24 protein-coding genes are annotated in these 20,524 nt (G+C 41.3%); 10 read left to right on the top strand and 14 right to left on the bottom strand.

Annotated elements, in window-relative coordinates:
• Nucleotides 1–164 precede the first annotated feature (164 nt).
• From fusA to fkpA, 8 genes are all read right to left on the bottom strand, one after another.
• Nucleotides 165–2,261, bottom strand: coding sequence for an elongation factor G (gene fusA, locus Q1K78_RS14725; RefSeq protein WP_300180435.1), 2,097 nt, complete (start codon nucleotides 2,259–2,261; stop codon nucleotides 165–167).
• Between the two features lie 134 nt (nucleotides 2,262–2,395).
• A complete protein-coding gene (gene rpsG / locus Q1K78_RS14720; protein WP_300180432.1) occupies nucleotides 2,396–2,866 on the bottom strand; it encodes a 30S ribosomal protein S7 in 471 nt (156 codons plus the stop codon).
• Between the two features lie 110 nt (nucleotides 2,867–2,976).
• The gene (gene rpsL / locus Q1K78_RS14715) at nucleotides 2,977–3,351 is read right to left on the bottom strand and encodes a 30S ribosomal protein S12 (protein WP_017035800.1); all 375 of its coding nucleotides are present in this window, start codon (nucleotides 3,349–3,351) and stop codon (nucleotides 2,977–2,979) included.
• A 165-nt stretch (nucleotides 3,352–3,516) separates the two neighbouring features.
• A complete protein-coding gene (tusB, locus tag Q1K78_RS14710) occupies nucleotides 3,517–3,804 on the bottom strand; it encodes a sulfurtransferase complex subunit TusB (RefSeq protein ID WP_300180428.1) in 288 nt (95 codons plus the stop codon).
• A gap of 3 nt (nucleotides 3,805–3,807) precedes the next feature.
• A complete protein-coding gene (gene tusC, locus Q1K78_RS14705; RefSeq protein WP_300180425.1) occupies nucleotides 3,808–4,164 on the bottom strand; it encodes a sulfurtransferase complex subunit TusC in 357 nt (118 codons plus the stop codon).
• A gap of 31 nt (nucleotides 4,165–4,195) precedes the next feature.
• A complete protein-coding gene (gene tusD, locus Q1K78_RS14700; protein ID WP_300180422.1) occupies nucleotides 4,196–4,588 on the bottom strand; it encodes a sulfurtransferase complex subunit TusD in 393 nt (130 codons plus the stop codon).
• Complete coding sequence (locus Q1K78_RS14695) at nucleotides 4,585–5,289, bottom strand: transcriptional regulator (protein WP_300180420.1); 705 nt, start codon at nucleotides 5,287–5,289, stop codon at nucleotides 4,585–4,587. Before Q1K78_RS14695 ends, tusD begins: the two co-directional genes overlap by 4 nt.
• A gap of 169 nt (nucleotides 5,290–5,458) precedes the next feature.
• Nucleotides 5,459–6,253: an FKBP-type peptidyl-prolyl cis-trans isomerase gene (fkpA, locus tag Q1K78_RS14690; protein WP_300180417.1), complete on the bottom strand. Its 795-nt coding sequence runs from the start codon at nucleotides 6,251–6,253 to the stop codon at nucleotides 5,459–5,461.
• A gap of 128 nt (nucleotides 6,254–6,381) precedes the next feature.
• Here fkpA and Q1K78_RS14685 point away from each other — a divergent pair, with 128 nt between their 5' ends.
• Together Q1K78_RS14685 and Q1K78_RS14680 are read left to right on the top strand one after the other, a co-directional pair.
• A complete protein-coding gene (locus Q1K78_RS14685) occupies nucleotides 6,382–7,398 on the top strand; it encodes a hypothetical protein (protein ID WP_300180414.1) in 1,017 nt (338 codons plus the stop codon).
• A complete protein-coding gene (locus Q1K78_RS14680) occupies nucleotides 7,395–7,619 on the top strand; it encodes a SlyX family protein (RefSeq protein WP_300180411.1) in 225 nt (74 codons plus the stop codon). The genes Q1K78_RS14685 and Q1K78_RS14680 overlap by 4 nt, the downstream gene beginning before the upstream one ends.
• A 104-nt stretch (nucleotides 7,620–7,723) precedes the next feature.
• Here Q1K78_RS14680 and slyD read toward each other — a convergent pair whose 3' ends face one another.
• Genes slyD through kefG form a run of 4 tightly spaced genes read right to left on the bottom strand, consistent with a single transcriptional unit; the run spans nucleotide 7,724 to nucleotide 10,945 of the window.
• Entirely contained in the window at nucleotides 7,724–8,326 is a 603-nt protein-coding gene (slyD, locus tag Q1K78_RS14675) for a peptidylprolyl isomerase (protein ID WP_300180408.1), read from the bottom strand.
• A 56-nt stretch (nucleotides 8,327–8,382) separates the two neighbouring features.
• Nucleotides 8,383–8,577: a YheV family putative zinc ribbon protein gene (locus Q1K78_RS14670; protein WP_060993292.1), complete on the bottom strand. Its 195-nt coding sequence runs from the start codon at nucleotides 8,575–8,577 to the stop codon at nucleotides 8,383–8,385.
• A gap of 35 nt (nucleotides 8,578–8,612) precedes the next feature.
• Complete coding sequence (gene kefB / locus Q1K78_RS14665; protein WP_300180400.1) at nucleotides 8,613–10,403, bottom strand: glutathione-regulated potassium-efflux system protein KefB; 1,791 nt, start codon at nucleotides 10,401–10,403, stop codon at nucleotides 8,613–8,615.
• Nucleotides 10,403–10,945 carry a glutathione-regulated potassium-efflux system ancillary protein KefG gene (gene kefG, locus Q1K78_RS14660; RefSeq protein ID WP_300180397.1) on the bottom strand — a complete coding sequence of 181 codons (543 nt, stop codon included), beginning with the start codon at nucleotides 10,943–10,945 and terminating at the stop codon, nucleotides 10,403–10,405. Before kefG ends, kefB begins: the two co-directional genes overlap by 1 nt.
• Before the next feature lie 199 nt (nucleotides 10,946–11,144).
• Between kefG and Q1K78_RS14655 the strand changes: the two genes are divergently transcribed.
• The 4 genes from Q1K78_RS14655 to Q1K78_RS14640 all read left to right on the top strand — a co-directional run bounded on the left by Q1K78_RS14655 (nucleotide 11,145) and on the right by Q1K78_RS14640 (nucleotide 15,417).
• Nucleotides 11,145–13,076 carry an ABC transporter ATP-binding protein gene (locus Q1K78_RS14655; protein WP_300180394.1) on the top strand — a complete coding sequence of 644 codons (1,932 nt, stop codon included), beginning with the start codon at nucleotides 11,145–11,147 and terminating at the stop codon, nucleotides 13,074–13,076.
• A 125-nt stretch (nucleotides 13,077–13,201) separates the two neighbouring features.
• Nucleotides 13,202–13,444: a YheU family protein gene (locus Q1K78_RS14650; protein WP_300180391.1), complete on the top strand. Its 243-nt coding sequence runs from the start codon at nucleotides 13,202–13,204 to the stop codon at nucleotides 13,442–13,444.
• A 110-nt stretch (nucleotides 13,445–13,554) separates the two neighbouring features.
• Complete coding sequence (locus tag Q1K78_RS14645; RefSeq protein WP_300180388.1) at nucleotides 13,555–14,424, top strand: phosphoribulokinase; 870 nt, start codon at nucleotides 13,555–13,557, stop codon at nucleotides 14,422–14,424.
• Nucleotides 14,425–14,508: 84 nt separating this feature from the next.
• The gene (locus Q1K78_RS14640) at nucleotides 14,509–15,417 is read left to right on the top strand and encodes a 1,4-dihydroxy-2-naphthoate polyprenyltransferase (RefSeq protein WP_300180385.1); all 909 of its coding nucleotides are present in this window, start codon (nucleotides 14,509–14,511) and stop codon (nucleotides 15,415–15,417) included.
• Between the two features lie 284 nt (nucleotides 15,418–15,701).
• Here Q1K78_RS14640 and zapB read toward each other — a convergent pair whose 3' ends face one another.
• The gene (gene zapB, locus Q1K78_RS14635; protein ID WP_300180382.1) at nucleotides 15,702–15,944 is read right to left on the bottom strand and encodes a cell division protein ZapB; all 243 of its coding nucleotides are present in this window, start codon (nucleotides 15,942–15,944) and stop codon (nucleotides 15,702–15,704) included.
• Nucleotides 15,945–16,306: 362 nt separating this feature from the next.
• Between zapB and glpX the strand changes: the two genes are divergently transcribed.
• Together glpX and Q1K78_RS14625 are read left to right on the top strand one after the other, a co-directional pair.
• A complete protein-coding gene (gene glpX / locus Q1K78_RS14630) occupies nucleotides 16,307–17,314 on the top strand; it encodes a class II fructose-bisphosphatase (RefSeq protein ID WP_300180379.1) in 1,008 nt (335 codons plus the stop codon).
• A 556-nt stretch (nucleotides 17,315–17,870) separates the two neighbouring features.
• On the top strand, nucleotides 17,871–18,224 hold the full coding sequence (locus Q1K78_RS14625) for a DUF3135 domain-containing protein (protein WP_300180376.1): 354 nt from the start codon (nucleotides 17,871–17,873) through the stop codon (nucleotides 18,222–18,224).
• 27 nt (nucleotides 18,225–18,251) lie between these two features.
• Here the strand turns inward: Q1K78_RS14625 and Q1K78_RS14620 are convergent, their stop codons facing one another.
• Entirely contained in the window at nucleotides 18,252–18,596 is a 345-nt protein-coding gene (locus Q1K78_RS14620) for a 5-carboxymethyl-2-hydroxymuconate Delta-isomerase (RefSeq protein WP_300180373.1), read from the bottom strand.
• A gap of 270 nt (nucleotides 18,597–18,866) precedes the next feature.
• Here Q1K78_RS14620 and tpiA point away from each other — a divergent pair, with 270 nt between their 5' ends.
• Both tpiA and Q1K78_RS14610 read left to right on the top strand, forming a co-directional pair.
• The gene (gene tpiA / locus Q1K78_RS14615; RefSeq protein WP_012549122.1) at nucleotides 18,867–19,637 is read left to right on the top strand and encodes a triose-phosphate isomerase; all 771 of its coding nucleotides are present in this window, start codon (nucleotides 18,867–18,869) and stop codon (nucleotides 19,635–19,637) included.
• 274 nt (nucleotides 19,638–19,911) lie between these two features.
• Entirely contained in the window at nucleotides 19,912–20,280 is a 369-nt protein-coding gene (locus tag Q1K78_RS14610) for an endonuclease domain-containing protein (RefSeq protein WP_300180369.1), read from the top strand.
• Nucleotides 20,281–20,524: the final 244 nt, after the last annotated feature.

Here is a 20,524-nt window from a genome sequence, read left to right as displayed (position 1 = left end):
CCGATAGTACCAACGTTTACGTGCGGTTTCGTACGTTCAAATTTTTCTTTAGACACGATCGTGTTCCTTCCTAGTTGTGATTCGCCTTATCGAACAGTGATAAGACGCGCCAGAATTTGCTATTTTATGCGTCAATTGCTCTTGACGCAAGGATATTGAATGTTTTATCCGCGTTCAGCGATGATTCTATCGGCAACATTCTTAGAAACGTCACCATATTCGGAGAATTCCATAGAGTACGATGCTCGACCTTGGGTCGCAGAACGTAGAGATGTTGCATAACCAAACATTTCAGAAAGTGGAACTTGAGCGCGGATTATTTTTAATCCTGCAATGCCATCATCCATACCTTCAATCATGCCGCGGCGACGATTTAAATCACCAACAACATCACCCATCCAGTCTTCTGGAGTGGTAACTTCAACTTTCATCATTGGTTCAAGAATAACAGGTTGTGCTTCAAGCGCACCCTTCTTGAATGCCATTGAACCCGCGATCCTAAACGCCATTTCATTGGAGTCAACATCGTGGTATGAGCCATCAAACAGCGTAGCTTTAACGTCGAGTACAGGATAGCCTGCTAATACGCCGTTATTCATTTGCTCTTCGATACCTTTTGCTACTGAGCTGATGTATTCACGAGGAACAGCACCACCTACGATTTCGTCAACAAAAACGAAACCTTCATCAGGTTCTGATGGTTCGATTCTTAACCATACATGACCGTATTGACCGCGACCACCCGATTGACGTATGAATTTACCTTCCACTTCCGAGCTACCACGGATAGTTTCACGATATGCCACTTGAGGCTTACCAACGTTACATTCAACACTGAATTCACGCTTCATACGATCAACGATAATATCTAAGTGTAGCTCACCCATACCAGAAATCAGTGTTTGTCCTGATTCTTTATCCGTTTCTACACGGAAAGAGGGATCTTCTGCTGCTAGTTTACCTAGTGCAACACCCATTTTTTCTTGATCAGCGAGTGTTCTTGGTTCAACTGCAATTTGAATAACCGGTACAGGAAATTCCATGCGTTCAAGAATGATTTTTGCGTTTTGATCACACAGTGTATCACCCGTAGTGACGTCTTTTAGGCCAATCGCAGCAGCGATATCACCCGCACGTATTTCTTTCACTTCTTCACGCTTATTTGCATGGAGTTGAACAATACGGCCAAAACGTTCACGCTTTTGTTTTACTGAGTTATAAACACCGTCACCAGTATTAACAACACCAGAATACACACGCATGAAAGTCAACGTTCCTACGAATGGGTCGGTTGCAATTTTGAATGCTAACGCGGCAAATGGTTCGTTGTCGTCTGCATGACGTTCAACTTCATTGTCATTTTCATCAATGCCTTTAATTGCAGGAACATCAACAGGTGCAGGTAAGTATTCAATAACAGCATCAAGCACCGCTTGAACACCTTTGTTTTTGAACGCTGAACCACAAGTTGCTAATACGATTTCGTTGTTTAATGTACGAGTACGTAATGCAGCTTTAATCTCTTCTTCTGACAGTTCTTCACCTTCAAGGTATTTGTCCATCAGTTCTTCAGAGGCTTCCGCTGCCGCTTCAACTAGGTTTTGACGCCATTCATCTGCAAGTTCTTGCATATCAGCTGGAATTTCTTCATAAGTGAAGGTCATGCCTTGATCGGCTTCATTCCAGTTGATTGTTTTCATCTTGATAAGGTCAATAACACCTCTAAAGTCCTCTTCTGAACCAATGTTTAATTGGATAGGAACAGGATTAGCACCAAGACGAACTTTAATTTGCTCTACAACACGTAAGAAATCGGCACCAGCACGGTCCATCTTATTTACGAATACAATACGAGGTACACCGTATTTATTCGCTTGACGCCATACTGTTTCAGATTGAGGTTCTACACCCGATGAGCCACAGAACACAACAACTGCACCATCAAGTACACGCAAAGAACGTTCTACTTCGATTGTGAAGTCAACGTGTCCAGGAGTGTCAATGATATTAATGCGGTGATCGTCGAATTGTGCATCCATACCACGCCAAAAAGTCGTCGTTGCCGCAGAGGTAATAGTGATACCACGCTCTTGCTCTTGCTCCATCCAATCCATGGTAGCAGCACCATCATGAACTTCGCCGATTTTATGAGAAAGGCCAGTATAGAATAGAATACGCTCAGTAGTTGTAGTTTTACCTGCATCTACATGTGCACAGATACCGATATTACGGTAGCGCTCAATAGGTGTATTTCGAGCCACGGTTGTATCCTCTTATCTTAGGGATTATTGCTATTTCCCAACGCAAATGCATTGAAATAGCGATAATGGCTAAGTGTTTTACTAAATGGGGAAGAAGGAAGTAAGGTGCAGCAAGGACTGCTGCACCTTCGGTATTACCAGCGGTAATGAGCAAACGCTTTGTTAGCATCAGCCATACGGTGAACGTCTTCACGTTTCTTAACCGCAGTACCTTTGTTCTCAGACGCGTCTAACATTTCGTTAGCAAGACGTTGAGCCATAGATTTTTCACCACGCTTACGCGCAGCTTCAACTAACCAACGCATAGCAAGTGCGTTACGGCGAACCGGACGTACTTCTACAGGAACTTGGTAAGTTGAACCACCTACACGGCGAGATTTAACTTCTACCGATGGGCGAATGTTTTCAAGAGCTTCTTCGAATACAGATAAGTGATCTTTACCAGATTTCTCAGCCATTAATTCTAGTGCACCGTAAACGATTTTTTCAGCAGTTGATTTCTTACCGTCAACCATTACGATGTTTACAAATTTTGCCAACAGCTCAGATTTGAACTTAGGATCTGGAAGGATCTTACGTTGGCCTATTACGCGACGACGTGGCATGGAATATCTCCGTTGTCTTCTTCAGGTTTTATCCAAAACTTTTCAGTTTTATCAAAATAATAAATTATTTAGTGTTTGGCCTTACTTAACGCTTTCTTATAAAAGAAGCATTAAGACTTAGGACGTTTCACACCGTACTTAGAACGACCTTTCTTACGATCGTTTACGCCAGCACAGTCAAGTGCACCGCGAACAGTGTGGTAACGCACACCTGGTAAATCTTTAACACGACCACCACGGATAAGAACAACTGAGTGCTCCTGAAGGTTGTGACCTTCGCCGCCGATGTATGAAGTAACTTCAAAGCCGTTAGTTAAACGAACACGACATACTTTACGTAACGCTGAGTTCGGTTTTTTTGGAGTAGTAGTATATACGCGAGTACATACACCACGTTTTTGTGGACACGCTTCTAGCGCAGGCACGTTGCTTTTAACAACTTGCTTTACACGTGGCTTGCGTACCAGCTGATTAATAGTTGCCATTAAAATAGCTCCTGATTAGGGGTTCGAAAACTTTTGAAAAATCTATATCCCTATGGAAATAGGGACGCGAAATTCTAAGGCTGAACGTGATATGTGTCAAGAAATATACAGCACTATTAATAAACAATTTAAAAATAATTTCAGTTTCTCGCACATAGCACATGATTACCAAGTCACTACAGGTGAATGATCTTGGGTTAACAATACAAAAAAGCTATAATTAACCAGTTGAATTTTATCATTAATTAATGACTCTACCCCCCTAGCTTCTACGTCTTCCTGTAATAAATAGCATTGTTTATACGAAAGGATCAAAGAATGATCTTTATGATCTAATATTCCCGCATAAACACTCTCTTGCGTTAATAAAAGCACATCATTCATTGCATTTATTGGTAATTCCTTACGATAGAGTGCTTCGATGTTCTCTTTTTTGGTTAAAATATGCAGCATAATTTAAAACACCATCACTTGAGCGCATTGTGACAATTTCTCATTAATCTGTTGGTTTTCGATGACATCGACATCAATGAGTAAGTGGTTGGCTTTTAAACCTCTATTCGATAATGCAGTCTGGCATACAAATACCTCTTCAAGATCATAGAACGACAGCATTTTAAACCCAGCAATATAATCACGCGATAAGACCGCTTCAGGTTGTTGGTTTTTCAATAATTGAAATACACCATCACCAATAAAGAAAATTTGGATATCTTCGCTGTATGCAGAAGCGGCAAGAATCGCATCTAATCCTTCTCTTCCTTTCGTCGTTGAGTGCGGCGAACTTTGAAATACAAATCCAATTCGGTTCATAACCTACCTATTCTCTTTCAGATCTAAGTTATTAAAATTGAATAACACGATCAAACTTCAACAACGCCGTCGCTAAGCCACCTAATCCAGCCTGTTGAAAACCAGTCGCCAAATTATGCTGCTCACGCTTATTCTGCTCTGCTTCTTCTTGACCAATAACACCACGACGTAATGCAGCTGCAACACACGTTTCTAATTCTACATTATGTGTTTGTGCAAATTCTTGCCACGCCTTAGTGATATCAAATTCGTCATTAGCCGGTAACGTCAGAGATGAAGCATTAAGCACCCCATCTTGATAGAAGAATACCTTGTCTAACTGATGACCTTGCTGAATAAGCGCTTGTGCAAATTGAAAGGCCTGTCTAGATGCTTGAGTTCCATAAGCTGGCCCATTAACAACAAGCCCATAGCGTAAACTCACTTTTCGCCATCCTCAGTTTTTCTCTGACGAATATAAAGATACACAGTATGTTTTGAAATATTCAATTGATCAGCAACACGGTTAATTGCATCTTTGATGTCAAAAATACCTTTATCGTACAAATCCATTACGATTTGTTTATTCTTCGCATTATTACCAACTTCTTTATCCGCATTAATTTCATCAATAGTGCGTTTTACTGTCTGATCCACTAACTCATCAACATCACTGGCAAAGTTAACACTTGCGGCGGCTTCATTTGCTTCTTCACTTGGCATAAATGAATGCAATACTTGAGAAAACGGCGCATCTAGATTGATATTAATACATAGCAATCCAATAATTCTTTCGTCTCCATTACGGATCGCAACGGTAATAGACTTCATTAATACCCCACCCTTAGCACGAGTGAAGTAAGAACGAGAAAAATTACGTTTTGATCGCTCAATATCCTTCAACATCTGTAAAGCCAAGTCGGTGATCGGAGAGCCTACTTTACGACCGGTATTTTCACCATTCGCAATTCGGATCGCTGACTTATTAATATCTTCCAATGAATGCAGAACAATTTCACAATAGCTACCAATTAAACTCGCAATTCCATCCACCACGGCTTCATAAGAACGCAAAATGTGATGATCAAATTCAGTAAATGGCACTACCTCAGATAAACTTTCTTCTGCGGTATTTTCAATATTCATATACACCATCTTAATATCCGTTTATCCAACGGGCATCAAGTTGCCTGTTGCTTAAAATAATTCCATCAAGTTTATCAGAATATTTGCATTAAAATAAAAAACCCCAGCAAGTGCCGGGGCTAATTCAGTGATCTAAAACAAAGTTTAGATTATTTAATCTTCAAGAGAATTATTTTGCAGGTTTTGCTGCATCTTTAATTTCTAGCAATTCAACATCAAATACCAATGTTGAGTTTGCAGGGATCGCTTGATTACCTTGAGCGCCGTAACCTAATTCCGCAGGAATAACGAACTTATACTTAGAACCAACATTCATAAGTTGAACACCTTCAGTCCAACCAGGAATTACTGCATTTAGTGGGAACGTAGCAGGTTGATCGCGATCGTAAGAGCTATCAAACTTAGTACCATCGATTAATGTACCAGAGTAATGAACAACTACTGTGTCAGTATCTTTAGGCTTAGGGCCATCAGCAGGTGTAACTACTTGGTATAGAAGACCAGATTCAGTTTTCATTACACCGTCTTGTTTTTCAAACTCTGCGCGGTAATCTGCACCCGCTTTGATGTTTGCTTCAGACTCAGCTGCCGCTTTCTTTTGTCCGATTTCAGCAACACGTTGATCTAGCGCTTGTAGAGCACCTTGGATCTCTTCGTCAGTTAGACGTTCTTTACCATTGAATACGTCAGTAACACCCGCAAGTACGTCTGCTTTTTTCAGGTTTAAGCCAAGCTCTGTTTGCTTCTCTAAATTAGAGTTTAGGTATTTAGCCAATGATGCACCGATTGCATAACCCGCTTTTTCATCTTCAGATGCGAATGTTGATGCTGTTGCGCCTTCCGCAGATGCTTCAATGGTTGCAGGTAACGTAGTTGCGTCCGTTTTTGGTGCTTCTTCTTTCTGACAACCAACAACAAAAGCAACAGTTGCAGCAAGTAACGACACTTTAAAGATAGATTTCATTTCAAAACTCCGATTATTTGAGGTCTTGCCTCAATTTTTTATTCAATTTTTTAGATAATGATGTGAAATAACACTCATCACAATATACTAGTACTTATAGACACATTACAAACGAGTAGTTCAATTTGATGCGCCTTATCTCTCAATACATAGCAATTTTTGTCATTACGTTGACATTAGTGGGCTGTTTCTTTAACAATTCTGACATTAAACGTTGGGAAATGGCAACACAAGGCACCACCAGTTTTGCCTTAAGTCGTGATGCTCGCTTTGGGCTTTTCTTTGTCAAAGAAGGATCTAATGCGGCTAATACGGACAGTAAAATTAAAAGCGGATTGCATTTTTGGGATTTGGTCGACAATAAAGAACTGACCTATTTTGGTGCTCAAGACCAAAATAATTCTACCGTCTCACACATTACGATCTCCGATAATTCGCGTTTTGCCATTACCGCGACCAAAACCAATTTTGCCGTTTGGGACTTAGGCATGGGAATATCCGAAGGATTATGGTCCATCTCTGATAGCATTATTCGTGATGTCGATATCTCAAATAATGGGCAACAAGTGTTGCTAGGTTTATCTAACGGTAAAGCGATTTACATTGATTTAGCAACAGGACGCAGATTAGAGTTTCTTGCGCATCGAGAAAAAGTGAATTCAGTCGCTTTATCTGCCAATGGTAAATTTGCTCTCTCTGGAGGTAATGACCATTTTGCGTACTTTTGGGATACTCAAACCGGTCAAATTCTACGTACATTCGAGCATGAAAAACGTGTTAGCCGAATCGCACTTCAACGAGATGGTAAATACGCATTCACTGCGGATGGAGGTAATAAAGCCTTTATTTGGGATTTGAAAACAGGAAAGAAGATTACAGAACTAAGCACCTTCGCTCGCCAACAAGTCTTTTCTAGTGCCCGCTTTAGCGATGATGGTAAATACTTAATAACGGGCTCACCCGCTGGCAGTATCATGCTATGGGATACCCTCTCAGGTAAGAAAAAAGAACAATGGCGCGCCGAACCTCTAAAAGATGCACGCCCACCAACAGCGGTAGTGTATGATGTCGCTATTGATAAAAAACAACGAGTTATTTCAGCAACCTCAGCCGGAATAGCCCAAGCTTGGTTGATAAGACAATGACAGCAGATATTAAAAAATTAGATGATAGAATCAGCGATTTAGAGTACAAAATAGCGTTTCAAGAACAAACGATTGAAGAGTTAAACGATGCGTTATCTCAACAACAATTACTGATCACTAATATGCAAGTTCAGATGAGATTTGTAGTCGGTAAGATGAAAACGATGGATACGTCGAGCATGGCGGATGCGTCAGAAGAGACACCACCACCACATTACTAGCAAAAAAAAGACCACAGGCTCAACACCTGTGGTCTTTTCAATTCTTAAGGACGAAGTCCGCCCTTTAGCGTAGCGTCTTCAAGCGAAGCGCCCTGCTCTTAATATTACTTAGAACAGTTGCCTTTACCGCAACATACGTGTTCTTCTTTGTGCTCATGCTCATGCTCGTGAGAATGATCTTCGCCACCACAACAACCGCCTTCGTGATCATGGTCGTGTCCGTGATCGTGACCACAGCCACCTTCTTGGTGAACATGGCCATGAGTTGCTTCTTCTTCAGTCGCAGCACGAACCGCAACAACTTCAACTTCAAAGCCTAGAGTTTGGCCAGCAAGCATGTGGTTGCCATCAACAACCACTTCATCGCCATCAACTTCTGTTACTTCTACAGGGATTGGACCTTGGTCTGTATCAGCAAGGAAACGCATGCCAACTTCGATTTGCTCAACGCCTTGGAATACGTCAGCAGGAACACGTTGAATCATCTCATCCATGTGCTCGCCGTAAGCGTCTTCTGGAGCAACAGTGATGCTGAATTTATCACCAGCAACTTTGCCTTCAAGTGCTTTTTCAAGACCAACAATCAGATTGTCGTGGCCGTGTAAGTAATCAAGAGGAGCTTCTACTGTTGATTGGTCAACAACTACGCCTTCTTCAGTTTTCACTTGATAAGCAAGACTTACAACAACGTTCTTTTCAATTTTCATTTTAACTCCGGATGCACTTGGCACTAATGGATGGTATTCAGTATTGCAACATAATACTATTCAGGCTTAAAAACACCAATAACATCATCTTGCGCATGTTTGGTTTTTTCTATCGATTTGGGTGTTTTACGATCCGTATGACCACATTCCACACACTCGACATGTTCAATATTACTTTCTTCCCACCAACGTAGCGTATCCGTCGTACTACATGATGGACAAATCGCACCCGCAATAAATCGTTTTTTCACGGCAAATATCCTTGTGCTAGCTATCTCTTTCAACGTCAGTCCCAATGGTTTTGGCTGGCGCGTTCGTTTTCCATTTCCAAGCCAAATATCTCTTCTAACTCTATTCGAGCTGCTTTCGCTTTAGAAGCCAAAACCTTGTCGTCTGAATGCAATGGTAACAATTCTTTTAGCATAGCAACATCTAACTTTTTAAAATGCGATTCTGCTCGTTTGGCTTGATAAGGATGCATACCCAAAGATGTGAGGGTTTGTCGGCCTAAATCAAGGGCCCCATAAAAAGTTTCTCGTGAAAAGTGATCAACACCTTCATTTAATAACTCATAAGCCTCAACTCGACTCCTCGCTCGCGCCAGAATTTTCAAGTGTGGGAAATTCTGCTGACACAAGGCAACAATCTCCATCACTTTTTGCGGATCAGTTTTACAAATCACAATCGCCTCTGCTTTTTCTGCACCGGCAGCTCGTAATAGCTCAACTTGAGTCGCATCACCGTAATACACTTTGTAACCAAATTTTCTCAATAAACGGATCTGGCTTGGGTCACTCTCTAAAATCGTCAGCTTAATTTTATTCGCAAACAGTAAACGCCCGACTATTTGACCAAAACGTCCAAAGCCCGCAATAATTACTTTAGGCTGAGTGGCATGAGTAAAATCAGATTGCGGCATCTCTTCTTCACTATTTAACGTTCTCGCAAACCACTTATCTTGAGCTATCAGTAACAGCGGCGTTGTCATCATAGACAAACTCACCACCACCAATAAAAAGGCGGTTAATTCTCGACTTAATAAGCCTTCCATTTGCGCCGCAGTAAAGAGCACAAAAGCAAACTCACCACCTTGACTTAATATCATCGCCATCTGACTACGAGCCTTAGCTTGAGTACCAAACAGACGGGCGAGTCCATAAAGCAAAAATCCTTTTGATGACACCAACAAAGCAACAGCAGCCAATATCTCTAATGGATATTGCAGTAATAAGCCTAAATTGACCGACATACCTACCGCAATAAAGAACAAACCAAGTAACAGCCCTTTGAATGGTTCAATTGACACTTCTAACTCATGGCGAAACTCACTCTCTGCCAATAAAACCCCAGCCAGAAAAGCCCCCAACGCCATTGATAAACCAAGCTGCTTCATCGCCGCTGATACGCCAATAACCAAAAGAAGCGCCGCAACGGTAAATAACTCACGCGCGCCACTTTTCACAACATAACTAAATAAAGGACGTAATAAGAAGTGACCGAGAGTGAAAATGCCCACTACGCCAGCTAGTATCCATAACCCATCGAGCCAACTTCCACTCGCTCCCCCCGCTAACACAGGTAAAACGGCAAGCATAGGAATGACCGCAATATCTTGGAACAGCAACACCGCAAAGCCTGATTGACCACTTTCAGAGGCTGATAACTTACGCTCTTCAATGACACGTAATGCAATCGCGGTAGAGGACAAGGCCAGCCCCATCCCAATCACCACGCTCACTTGCCACGCTAAACCATAAAACATCATTGCCGCAGTGATCACGCAAGAAGTAACCACCACTTGGCTACCGCCTAATCCTATAATCGGTTTTCGCATCTTCCATAATTTGTTCGGGTTTAACTCTAAGCCAATCAAAAAGAGCAGTAATACCACGCCAAATTCAGAAAAGTGTAAAATCGCATCAACATCCGAGATCAGTTGCAATCCCCAAGGACCAATCGCAATCCCTGCTAATAAATAGCCAAGCACCGCCCCTAAACCAAATCGTTGAGCTAAAGGAACGGTTACCACTGCTGCCGCTAAAAATATCGAACTGGTATGTAGCCAATCTCCCGCCATTAGCGATCTCCTTTAGGGTTTAATAACCATTGCCTATATTCATCAATAAATAATTGGCGCTTTTCTATGGTAATTTTTCGGGCCCAATATTGAACGGATGGCGTTAACCACTCCATCTGACATAACGCCGCGGTGATCTTAAAAGGAATTAAAATATCATCCATTGAATGTTGGTTATAACCCGTTTCAGAGAACGCCTCTTCAATACCCCCCGCAGTGATCACACTACGCCACTGTTTTCCTTTTAACGCATTACCCTCACCATAAGCAAACCCTTTACCTAAGACGCAATCCATCCACTCTTTTAATAATGAAGGACACGAGTAAAGATAAAGAGGATGCTGGAAAATAATAATGTCATGCCGAGCAAGCAATTCGTGCTCATAAGTCACATCAACAAAAAATTCAGGATAATGGGCGTAGAGATCATGCACAGTGACATGAGATAAATCTTGGTATGCAGATAAGATCGCCTTATTGGCAATCGAATTTTCAGGATCGGGGTGAGCGAGGATCACTAATATTTTAGGCAACTCAGTCATAAATTCCTTTCTAGACTTTTCTTCTTATTATTTTAGATTAGGATGAATTAACCTTGCACAACTAAAAAATATCACAAAATATCAACACACCCTACTATCCCTTCATCATACAGACTATTTCTATATCGACAATCTTCGCTCTTCCGCCTACTATGCTCTTCGTATTCACCATTTTCCCACAAGAGAAGAACACCACAGCATGATTACGTTTTCAGACATTCAATTACTTCGTGGCGGAAAGCCATTACTAGAACAAGCCTCTGCCACCATTCATCCCGGTGACAAAGTTGGTTTAGTCGGAAAAAATGGCTGTGGTAAATCCACTCTTTTTGCGCTTATTAAAGGCGAATTGAGTGTTGATGCCGGTTCAAACCGTGTTCCTCAAAACTGGGAAATGGCATGGGTAGCGCAAGAAACTCCAGCACTAGAGCGTAAAGCACTTGATTATGTTATCGATGGTGATCGTGAATTCCGTGGTTTAGAAGAACAGCTACTAAAAGCAGAAGCAGCAGATAACGGCACATTGGTTGCCGAGCTTCACAGCAAAATAGACATTGCTGGTGGCTATACAATTAACTCACGCGCCGCTGAATTACTTAACGGTTTAGGCTTTTCACAACAGCAGATGGAGTGGAACCTAACTCAGTTCTCTGGTGGTTGGCGTATGCGTTTAAACTTGGCTCAAGCCCTGATTTGTCGCTCAGACTTACTGCTACTCGATGAACCAACCAACCACTTAGATTTAGACGCCGTAATGTGGTTAGAGCGTTGGTTACAAAACTACCCAGGCACCTTAATGCTGATCTCTCATGACCGTGATTTTCTTGACCCTGTCATCAATCGCATTATTCATGTTGAAAACCAGCAGTTAAATGAATACACAGGTAACTACTCGTCATTCGAAGTGCAGCGCTCTGAAAAATTAGTCCTGCAACAAGCAAAATATCAGAAGCAACAAAAGAACATGTCACACATGCAGTCATACATTGACCGCTTCCGATATAAAGCATCAAAAGCTCGCCAAGCGCAAAGCCGTATTAAAGCGTTAGAGAAAATGGAAAAAGTGCTACCTGCACAACTAGATAACCCATTTAGCTTTAACTTTAGAGAACCAGATGCCTTACCAAATCCAATCCTAATGATGGATGAAGTCAGTGCTGGTTACGAAAATAACACCATTCTAGAACAAATTCGTTTGAACCTAGTTCCGGGTAGCCGTATTGGACTATTGGGTCGAAATGGTGCCGGTAAATCAACCTTGATTAAAATACTGTCAGGGGAACTCGCACCTCAAAGTGGTATTTTCACCTACTCTCAAGGCGTGAAAATTGGTTACTTTGCACAGCACCAATTAGAAACATTGCACGTAGAAGAAACACCGCTACAGCACCTAATGCAAGTGGCACCTAATCACACCGAGCAACAATTACGTGATTACTTAGGCAGCTTTGGTTTTCAAGGTGAAAAAGCCTTAGATAAAGTAGGCCCTTTCTCTGGTGGCGAAAAAGCACGTTTAGTCTTAGCGCTTGTTGTATGGCAAAAACCAAACATGTTGCTACTCGATGAGCCAACCAACCACCTTGATTTAGACATGCGCCAAGCCCTAACCATGGCACTGCAAACCTTTGAAGGTGCAATGGTTATCGTCAGTCACGATAGATACCTGCTGCGCGCAACCACGGACGATTTATATTTAGTTCACGATCGCCAAGTAATGCCTTTTGATGGTGACTTAACTGATTACTACAAATGGCTCACTGAGCAAAACAAAAATGAACGCAAAGAGCAGCTGCAACAAGATAAACAAGGTAATCCAAGCACTTCTACCAGTTTAAGTGCGGCTGATAAAAAAGAGCAAAAACGTAAAGAAGCAGAATTCAGAAAAGAAATAGCACCACTGCGTAAAGAAGTGACCAAGCTTGAAAATAAAATGGATAAGCTAAATGAAATCATAAGCAAAGCGGAAGCCGAGCTTGGTGATGTTTCTTTATATGAAGCCGAGAACAAAAAACGATTAACCGAAGTGTTGGCAACTCAAGCATCGGCAAAATCAGAGATAGAAGACGTAGAAATGGAATGGATGGATCTTCAAGAGCAAATTGAAGAAAAAGAGAATGCCTCTCAGCTGTAACCTTCCTATCAGTAAACAACAAAAGGCTTTGCTTACCTGCGAAGCCTTTTGTTTAATTAAGGCATTAATTTATTTAAGATCTTATTTCATTAATACATTATTTAATTACGAGCGCAGTAAGTAGTATGATCATTCCTTGGCAAGATATCGCACCAGAAACTCTAGAAAATTTGATTTCAGAATTTGTACTTCGAGAAGGGACAGATTACGGTGAGATGGAATGCACTCATCAAGATAAGATAGAACAAGTTAAGCTGTTACTTAAAAGTGGCGAAGCCATGGTCGTTTTCTCAGAGCTACATGAAACCGTTGATATTCAAACCAAAGCGCGCTTCAACCCTAATCTGACCAATCATGAATTTGAATAATCATTTTCAATCAATCACAAATTTTAAACGATAACGTATCATTTAACACAACCCTGTTATAACATTCTGACATTAAGGCTTGATGCCAAGAATAACCGACAGGGTTTGTCATGTCCGCAAAACATCCAATTATTGCCGTCACAGGTTCGTCCGGTGCAGGCACAACTACGACTTCTGAAGCCTTCCGTAAAATGTTCAATATGATGGACATTAAAGCATCATGGCTTGAAGGCGATAGCTTCCATCGATTTACTCGTCCTGAAATGGATGTAGAGATCCGTAAAGCCAAAGAACAAGGTAAGCACATCAGCTACTTTGGCCCTCAGGCGAATGACTTTCCGGCTCTTGAACAGTTCTTCCGCCAATATGGTATTGATGGTTCAGGACAATATCGTCGTTATCTTCACACTTTTGACGAAGCCGTACCCTTCAATCAAATGCCTGGTACCTTTACCCCATGGCAAGAACTGCCAGACAATACCGATGTGCTTTTCTATGAAGGACTGCACGGTGGCGTGGTTGATGGCGATATCGACGTATCACAACATGTTGATTTATTAATAGGCATGGTGCCGATTGTAAACCTTGAATGGATTCAAAAATTCGTGCGAGATACTCGTGATCGCGGTCATTCAAGAGAAGCGGTGATGGATTCAATTGTTCGTTCAATGGATGATTATCTTAATTACATCACGCCACAATTTTCACGAACCCACATTAACTTCCAGCGAGTACCAACGGTTGATACTTCAAATCCACTCAATGCCAAAGGTATTCCAAGTTTGGATGAAAGCTTTGTGGTGATCCGCTTCCGTGGCATACGTAATGTTGACTTCCCTTACCTGTTATCCATGATTGATGGCTCTTTCATGTCTCGTCATAACACGCTTGTGGTCCCGGGTGGAAAAATGAGTTTTGCGATGGAATTAATCATTCGTCCATTACTTCAGCAATTGATCGAAACCGGAAAAATAGGCTAATCCTGTCCCTCTTTTGCTTTCAAATTTGGGGTTCTTCCAAAAATAGTGAATAATAGAGACTCTATTCACTATTTTTGCGATGCTATGAAAACTTCTCCTTTTGCTATTTGGCTCAGTGCTGCTCGTCCAAAAACCTTACCGCTTGCGCTTGCGTCTATTATGACTGGCTCGGCATTGGCATATTGGAACAATCATGCTTCTGCAACGATCACTCTTATGGCATTTGTGACGGCGACCTTATTACAAATTTTATCTAACCTTGCCAATGATTATGGTGATGCGGTAAAAGGCACTGACAATGAGGATCGTCTTGGTCCACAACGCGCAATGCAATCAGGATTAGTCACTCAAGAAACGATGAAAAAAGCCATTGGCATTAATATCGTACTTACTATTATTAGTGGCTTAACGTTAGTATTTATCTCTCTTCACCAAACAATGGATATCATTGGTTTCATTGTGCTTGGCCTATTAGCGATTGGGGCTGCAATTGCTTATACCATGGGAGACAAGCCTTATGGCTATCGTGGTTTAGGTGACATTTCAGTCTTTATCTTCTTTGGCTTACTTGGTGTTGCGGGTACGTATTACTTACACACAGGTCATTTATCTAGCGCATTATTTTTACCTGCGGTAGCTTGTGGTTTATTAGCCGTCGCCGTATTAAATATTAACAACCTGCGTGATATTGAAAACGACGAGGCCTGTGGAAAAATGACACTCGTGGTTCGTATGGGTGGTGACTGGGGTCGTAAATATCACGCCGTTATTATGGCAATAAGTTTTATCTGTCTTGCGATCTTCAGTGCAACTCAAATTCATTCATTAACCGGTTGGTTATTTTTAGCGATTAGCCCATTCGTACTTAATCATGTGGTTGCGGTTATGCGCGCACCAAACGGTGAAGCGATTCGACCAATGATGGGTACCGTAGTGCAATGTGCACTCTTTACTAATATTCTATTTTCGATTGGTCTTTATTTATCGATATAAAATAGAGCAGGCGGCTTCGCTTAAGACGCAACAAGTTGCTTGAGGGGTTAAGAAGGGGGAGGCGCTAAAAACCAAAGTGCCCTGCACTTTCTCTATTTCAAAAAAAACCGCAGATGCTTTCACATCTACGGCTTCAAATTCTTTCGCTAACTAAGCCTTAGTTAACCAATTCTCAATTTTTGATAAGTAAATCTTTCATCTTCAAGGCGGAGGCGCGGAGCTTATGATAATAAGTGAGCACCGACAACACAGAAAATGGAAGAGTTACGACTCAAAAAGTAGAATTACTCTACGTCTTCCATCTTACCAAGTAAACCACGAATACGAGCTTCAAATTGCGCTTGCTCATCACGTGCTTTTTGAGCTTCTTGCTCAACTTCAGAACGACCATTGTTTGCTTGCTCAAGATTTTGAGTTAGCTCAACGTTCGTTTCTTTTAATTCTTCAACTTCCATTTGTAGCAGTGCGATTGTATCTACTGCCATCTGAACTTTAGCTTCTAGTTGTTCTAATATTTCTAAAGACATTCCTGCCACCTTAACTGTAATCTTCATTTAGATGCAGAGAGTATATATTCTCTGCCGACTTATTTTCTATTCTACTCAGCAATTGAAATTCTGCCATAGTGTTATTGATGAAAATGTATCATTTGAACAAAAAAACGACATCTTTTACCAACATCCGGCCTACTTTCTTAAGATTAAAACGAACCTCATACTAAAACTAGAGCTTTCAATGCATTATTTGAATTAAAGCATAATTTCTGTTCTATAAATCAAACTGATAATTTTTAAAAAATTCGAATCTTTACTCGAAAAGCAAACGTTTCCCTTTTTGTTATGATAAAATCTCCGCGATTTTTAAATTCATCGATTTATTCGGAGCAAATATGAAACGCGATTTAGCAATGGCTTTTTCTCGAGTTACTGAAGGTGCCGCACTGGCTGGCTACAAATGGCTTGGACGTGGCGATAAAAATGCTGCTGATGGTGCAGCTGTTGAAGTAATGCGTACACTTCTGAACAAAACTGATATCAGTGGCGAGATCGTTATTGGTGAAGGTGAAATCGATGATGCTCCTATGTTATATATCGGTGAGCAAGTAGGAACGGGTGGTGATGCCGTTGATATCGCCGTTGACCCAATTGAAGGAACTCGCATGACAGCAATGGGCCAATCAAATGCGCTTGCTGTATTGGCTGCTGGTGAAAAAGGAAGCTTCTTAAAAGCACCTGATATGTACATGGAGAAATTAGTTGTTGGCCCTGGTGCTAAAGGTGCAATCGACTTAGCTCTTTCTCTAGAAGACAACCTAATAAACATTGCCAAAGCACTAGGTAAAACACTGGATACACTCGTCGTCACTACCCTTGCTAAGCCTCGTCATGATGAGACTATCGCCAACATGCAGAAAATGGGTGTTCGTGTATTTGCTGTGCCTGATGGTGATGTTGCAGCGTCAATCCTAACCTGTATGCCTGATAGTGAAGTTGACGTAATGTACTGCATCGGTGGCGCACCTGAAGGGGTTATTTCTGCTGCCGCTATTCGTGCGTTAGATGGTGACATGCAAGCGCGTCTTCTTCCTCGTCATGAAGTAAAAGGTGATACAGAAGAAAACCGCATTCACGGTGAAGAAGAACTAAGACGCTGTGCAGAGATGGGCGTGAAAGCGAACGTTATCTTAAAAATGACAGACATGGCACGCAGCGATGATGTGGTTTTTGCAGCGACTGGTATCACTAAAGGTGATTTACTAGAAGGCATTACTCGCCAAGGTAATATTGCGACTACCGAAACACTGCTTATCCGTGGTCGTTGTCGTACCATTCGTCGCATTAAGTCGATTCACTACCTAGAGCGTAAAGACAAAGAAGTTAGAGATTTTATTCTTTAAGAGCTAAGAGCCAGACGCAACAAGTTGCTTGAGAGCGCTTCGCTTTAAGACGGATTTCGTCCTGAGAATACTAAGACCACAGGGTTCATTTAACCAGTGGTCTTTTTTGTTTTAAGGGAATTCAGGGTTCAGGGGTAATCGCAGTGAAGCTAAAAACTATACGCTACGCTAACTAGACCGCTTCGCTTCTATAAAAGCAAAAGCGAGTACTGAGTTCAGAGGTAATCTTGTGATTACAACGACAAATACACAGTCCCCCCCCTTAATAAGGGGAGGGTTAGGGAGGGGTTACTGCGATGAAGCTGGACTTGAGTTCATAGTTAACTTGATTTATACGCTGTTAGTTCTTGACCCCCTCCCAGCCTCCCCCTTAGTAAGGGGGAGGAGCTAAAAGCCAAAAGCGATCACCTCCGAACCCTTTAAGCGAAGCGATCTGAACCCTGCTCTTAACTCTTAAAAACGAGACGCCCCTTCAATCTCCCCTACTTCACATTCTCAAAACCTGAAAACACCAACTACGCTGAATGTATTGTTATAAAAGACAAGGAGTCAGCCAATGCAACATTCACATCATCAAACAGCCTTACCTTCATTTGACGAACTCAAAGCATTAGCAGAAAAAGACCCTGAGCAATTGGAAGTATTGCGACATCAGCTTAGTATGGAATTTATTGATAGTTTACCGGAAGATCGTCAAGGGCCACTACTCTCACAGCAAAGCCACATTGATAGGATCATTGAACGAGGGAATAACCCTAATCACATCAACATATTATTAGGGCATGAATTAGGGAAACAATTTGTTCGTTTTGCAAATTCATTAAATAAACCGATTAATGAACATCAAGCAGCCGATGTTATTCAATTTCCGAATACCAATAACCAGCCCAAAAATAACACCACACATTGATAATATGGTATTGGAATGACTCTGAAACTACCCTATTTTTTGAAAGCTCTCTTGCTCCATATCGCGCACATTGATAGTTAAGCTATCAATGTGGCTCGCTTGGTCTGCCAATACTTCCATCAAAGCACGACTTAATTCTCTTTTTTGTTCCGCTGTACGACCAGATAATAATTCCAATGTAAGATGAATAAAATCAACACTATTACCCTTCTCTCCCACCAACCAAGAATGCACTCGAATCGCTCTAGATTTCACATCTTTTGTTGAGAACAATTCTGAATCAATCGCCACCTGGTGTAAGTCTTCCAACAACCCTTGCATATTTAAACGCTCTTCGGCTGAATTTGAATATTCCATGACTAAATGCGGCATCGTTACTTCCTTTTATACGGCTGATTAAGTGATTACTTTTCCATCATTAGGGTAAAAGGAATTAGTTACAATATCCTCAATAGAAAAGTGCCTAATGAATCACACTTAAGAACCGTCATAAATACCTCCTATTCAGTTAATAATCTTTCGCACTTCGAAATAAAAGCATTAAAATTATGCATAAAAATGATTTTAGACACTAAATCTGTCGTAAAATCTGTTATATTTTTACGCAAGTTTTTTACATTAATTTGAATTGGAGAGAATCCTATGCGTCATCCTGTAGTTATGGGTAACTGGAAATTAAACGGCAGCAAAGAAATGGTTGTTGATCTACTAAATGGTCTTAACGCTGAACTTGAAGGCGTTACAGGCGTAGACGTTGCAGTTGCTCCACCAGCACTTTTCATTGATCTTGCTGAGCGTACGCTTACTGAAGCAGGCAGCGCGATCATCCTAGGTGCTCAAAACTCTGACCTAAACAACAGCGGTGCATTCACTGGCGACATGTCTCCAGCTATGCTTAAAGAATTTGGTGCTACTCACATCATCATCGGTCACTCTGAGCGTCGTGAATACCACAACGAATCAGACGAGTTTGTTGCTAAGAAATTCGCATTCCTAAAAGAAAATGGCCTAACTCCAGTTCTTTGTATCGGCGAATCTGATGCACAAAACGAAGCTGGCGAAACAATGGCTGTTTGTGCACGTCAACTTGACGCTGTTATCAACACTCAAGGCGTTGAAGCTCTTGAAGGCGCTATCATCGCTTACGAACCAATCTGGGCTATCGGTACTGGTAAAGCGGCTACAGCTGAAGATGCACAACGCATCCACGCTCAAATCCGTGCTCACATTGCTGAGAAATCAGAAGAAGTTGCTAAGAACGTTGTTATTCAATATGGCGGTTCTGTTAAGCCTGAAAACGCTGAAGCTTACTTCGCACAACCAGACATCGATGGTGCTCTAGTTGGCGGCGCAGCACTTGACGCGAAAAGCTTTGCAGCTATCGCTAAAGCAGCAGCAAAAGCAAAAGCTTAATTTTAAGGAACGAAGACGCAAGCAAGTTGCTGAAGGGCGCTTCGCTTTAGACGGACTTCGTTCTTGAGAATAAAAAGGCCACAGGATTTAATTAGCCTGTGGTCTTTTTTTTGTTTTTAAACTATACGCTGCGCTGACTAGAACGCTTCGCTCTAGATATTATAAAATCAAAGTACTAATTTTGAACTCCATCGGAATTCTTTACTAACCACTATCCTTTGTCATCAGTAGCTTCTATGGTTTATCGTATTTACCGATATAAACCTAAATTCTAATGACGCTTATTTATAATAAATCAAAACACAAAACGCTCAGGCAAAAGCTTAGAACTCAGGTGCCAACAGCAGAACGTGTATTGTGGAATAAACTTCGACGAAACCAACTCAATGTTAAATTTCGACGCCAATATGGTATTGGTCGGTATGTTTGTGATTTTTATAATGCTGAATATAAATTAGTCATTGAACTTGATGGTGATAGTCACTTTAATCCTGAAGCTGAAAACTATGATGCTATTCGAAATGAGTATATGCACAACCTTGGAATGTCGGTACTGCGCTTCACAAACCAAGATATCATGAGCAATATTAATGGTGTTATCGAATTTATTTTAATACATATAGATCAATTGAAATCCGAATAACTTCTACCATCATCGCAATAACCCCTCCCTAACCCTCCCCTTAGTAAAGGGAGGGAACTGTATTGTATTCGCTGAAATTACAACAACTGCAATCGGCTCCTCCCCCTTAATAGGGGGGCTGGGAGGGGGTAAAAAACTAACAACACATGACCAAGCTTACTATGAATTAAATTCTACCATCATCGCAACAACCCCTCCCTAACCCTCCCCTTAGTAAAGGGAGGGAACTGTATTGTATTCGCTG

Source organism: uncultured Aliivibrio sp., from assembly GCF_946479765.1.
GTDB lineage: Bacteria > Pseudomonadota > Gammaproteobacteria > Enterobacterales > Vibrionaceae > Aliivibrio.
Note: the sequence above shows the minus strand (reverse complement) of the source record. Positions and strands in the feature narration are given on the sequence as shown.

What these genes read in the sequence shown, in the direction of transcription:
- slyD (WP_300180408.1), bottom strand. Translation starts at nt 8,326, where the DNA reads ATGAAAATTGAAAAGAACGTTGTTGTAAGTCTTGCTTATCAAGTGAAA.
- Q1K78_RS14650 (WP_300180391.1), top strand. Translation starts at nt 13,202, where the DNA reads ATGATCATTCCTTGGCAAGATATCGCACCAGAAACTCTAGAAAATTTG.
- Q1K78_RS14640 (WP_300180385.1), top strand. Translation starts at nt 14,509, where the DNA reads ATGAAAACTTCTCCTTTTGCTATTTGGCTCAGTGCTGCTCGTCCAAAA.
- tusB (WP_300180428.1), bottom strand. Translation starts at nt 3,804, where the DNA reads ATGCTGCATATTTTAACCAAAAAAGAGAACATCGAAGCACTCTATCGT.
- rpsG (WP_300180432.1), bottom strand. Translation starts at nt 2,866, where the DNA reads ATGCCACGTCGTCGCGTAATAGGCCAACGTAAGATCCTTCCAGATCCT.
- tusC (WP_300180425.1), bottom strand. Translation starts at nt 4,164, where the DNA reads ATGAACCGAATTGGATTTGTATTTCAAAGTTCGCCGCACTCAACGACG.
- tpiA (WP_012549122.1), top strand. Translation starts at nt 18,867, where the DNA reads ATGCGTCATCCTGTAGTTATGGGTAACTGGAAATTAAACGGCAGCAAA.
- kefB (WP_300180400.1), bottom strand. Translation starts at nt 10,403, where the DNA reads ATGGCGGGAGATTGGCTACATACCAGTTCGATATTTTTAGCGGCAGCA.
- Q1K78_RS14685 (WP_300180414.1), top strand. Translation starts at nt 6,382, where the DNA reads ATGCGCCTTATCTCTCAATACATAGCAATTTTTGTCATTACGTTGACA.
- Q1K78_RS14680 (WP_300180411.1), top strand. Translation starts at nt 7,395, where the DNA reads ATGACAGCAGATATTAAAAAATTAGATGATAGAATCAGCGATTTAGAG.
- kefG (WP_300180397.1), bottom strand. Translation starts at nt 10,945, where the DNA reads ATGACTGAGTTGCCTAAAATATTAGTGATCCTCGCTCACCCCGATCCT.
- Q1K78_RS14655 (WP_300180394.1), top strand. Translation starts at nt 11,145, where the DNA reads ATGATTACGTTTTCAGACATTCAATTACTTCGTGGCGGAAAGCCATTA.
- zapB (WP_300180382.1), bottom strand. Translation starts at nt 15,944, where the DNA reads ATGTCTTTAGAAATATTAGAACAACTAGAAGCTAAAGTTCAGATGGCA.
- glpX (WP_300180379.1), top strand. Translation starts at nt 16,307, where the DNA reads ATGAAACGCGATTTAGCAATGGCTTTTTCTCGAGTTACTGAAGGTGCC.
- Q1K78_RS14610 (WP_300180369.1), top strand. Translation starts at nt 19,912, where the DNA reads ATGACGCTTATTTATAATAAATCAAAACACAAAACGCTCAGGCAAAAG.
- Q1K78_RS14625 (WP_300180376.1), top strand. Translation starts at nt 17,871, where the DNA reads ATGCAACATTCACATCATCAAACAGCCTTACCTTCATTTGACGAACTC.
- Q1K78_RS14620 (WP_300180373.1), bottom strand. Translation starts at nt 18,596, where the DNA reads ATGCCGCATTTAGTCATGGAATATTCAAATTCAGCCGAAGAGCGTTTA.
- Q1K78_RS14695 (WP_300180420.1), bottom strand. Translation starts at nt 5,289, where the DNA reads ATGAATATTGAAAATACCGCAGAAGAAAGTTTATCTGAGGTAGTGCCA.
- fkpA (WP_300180417.1), bottom strand. Translation starts at nt 6,253, where the DNA reads ATGAAATCTATCTTTAAAGTGTCGTTACTTGCTGCAACTGTTGCTTTT.
- rpsL (WP_017035800.1), bottom strand. Translation starts at nt 3,351, where the DNA reads ATGGCAACTATTAATCAGCTGGTACGCAAGCCACGTGTAAAGCAAGTT.
- Q1K78_RS14645 (WP_300180388.1), top strand. Translation starts at nt 13,555, where the DNA reads ATGTCCGCAAAACATCCAATTATTGCCGTCACAGGTTCGTCCGGTGCA.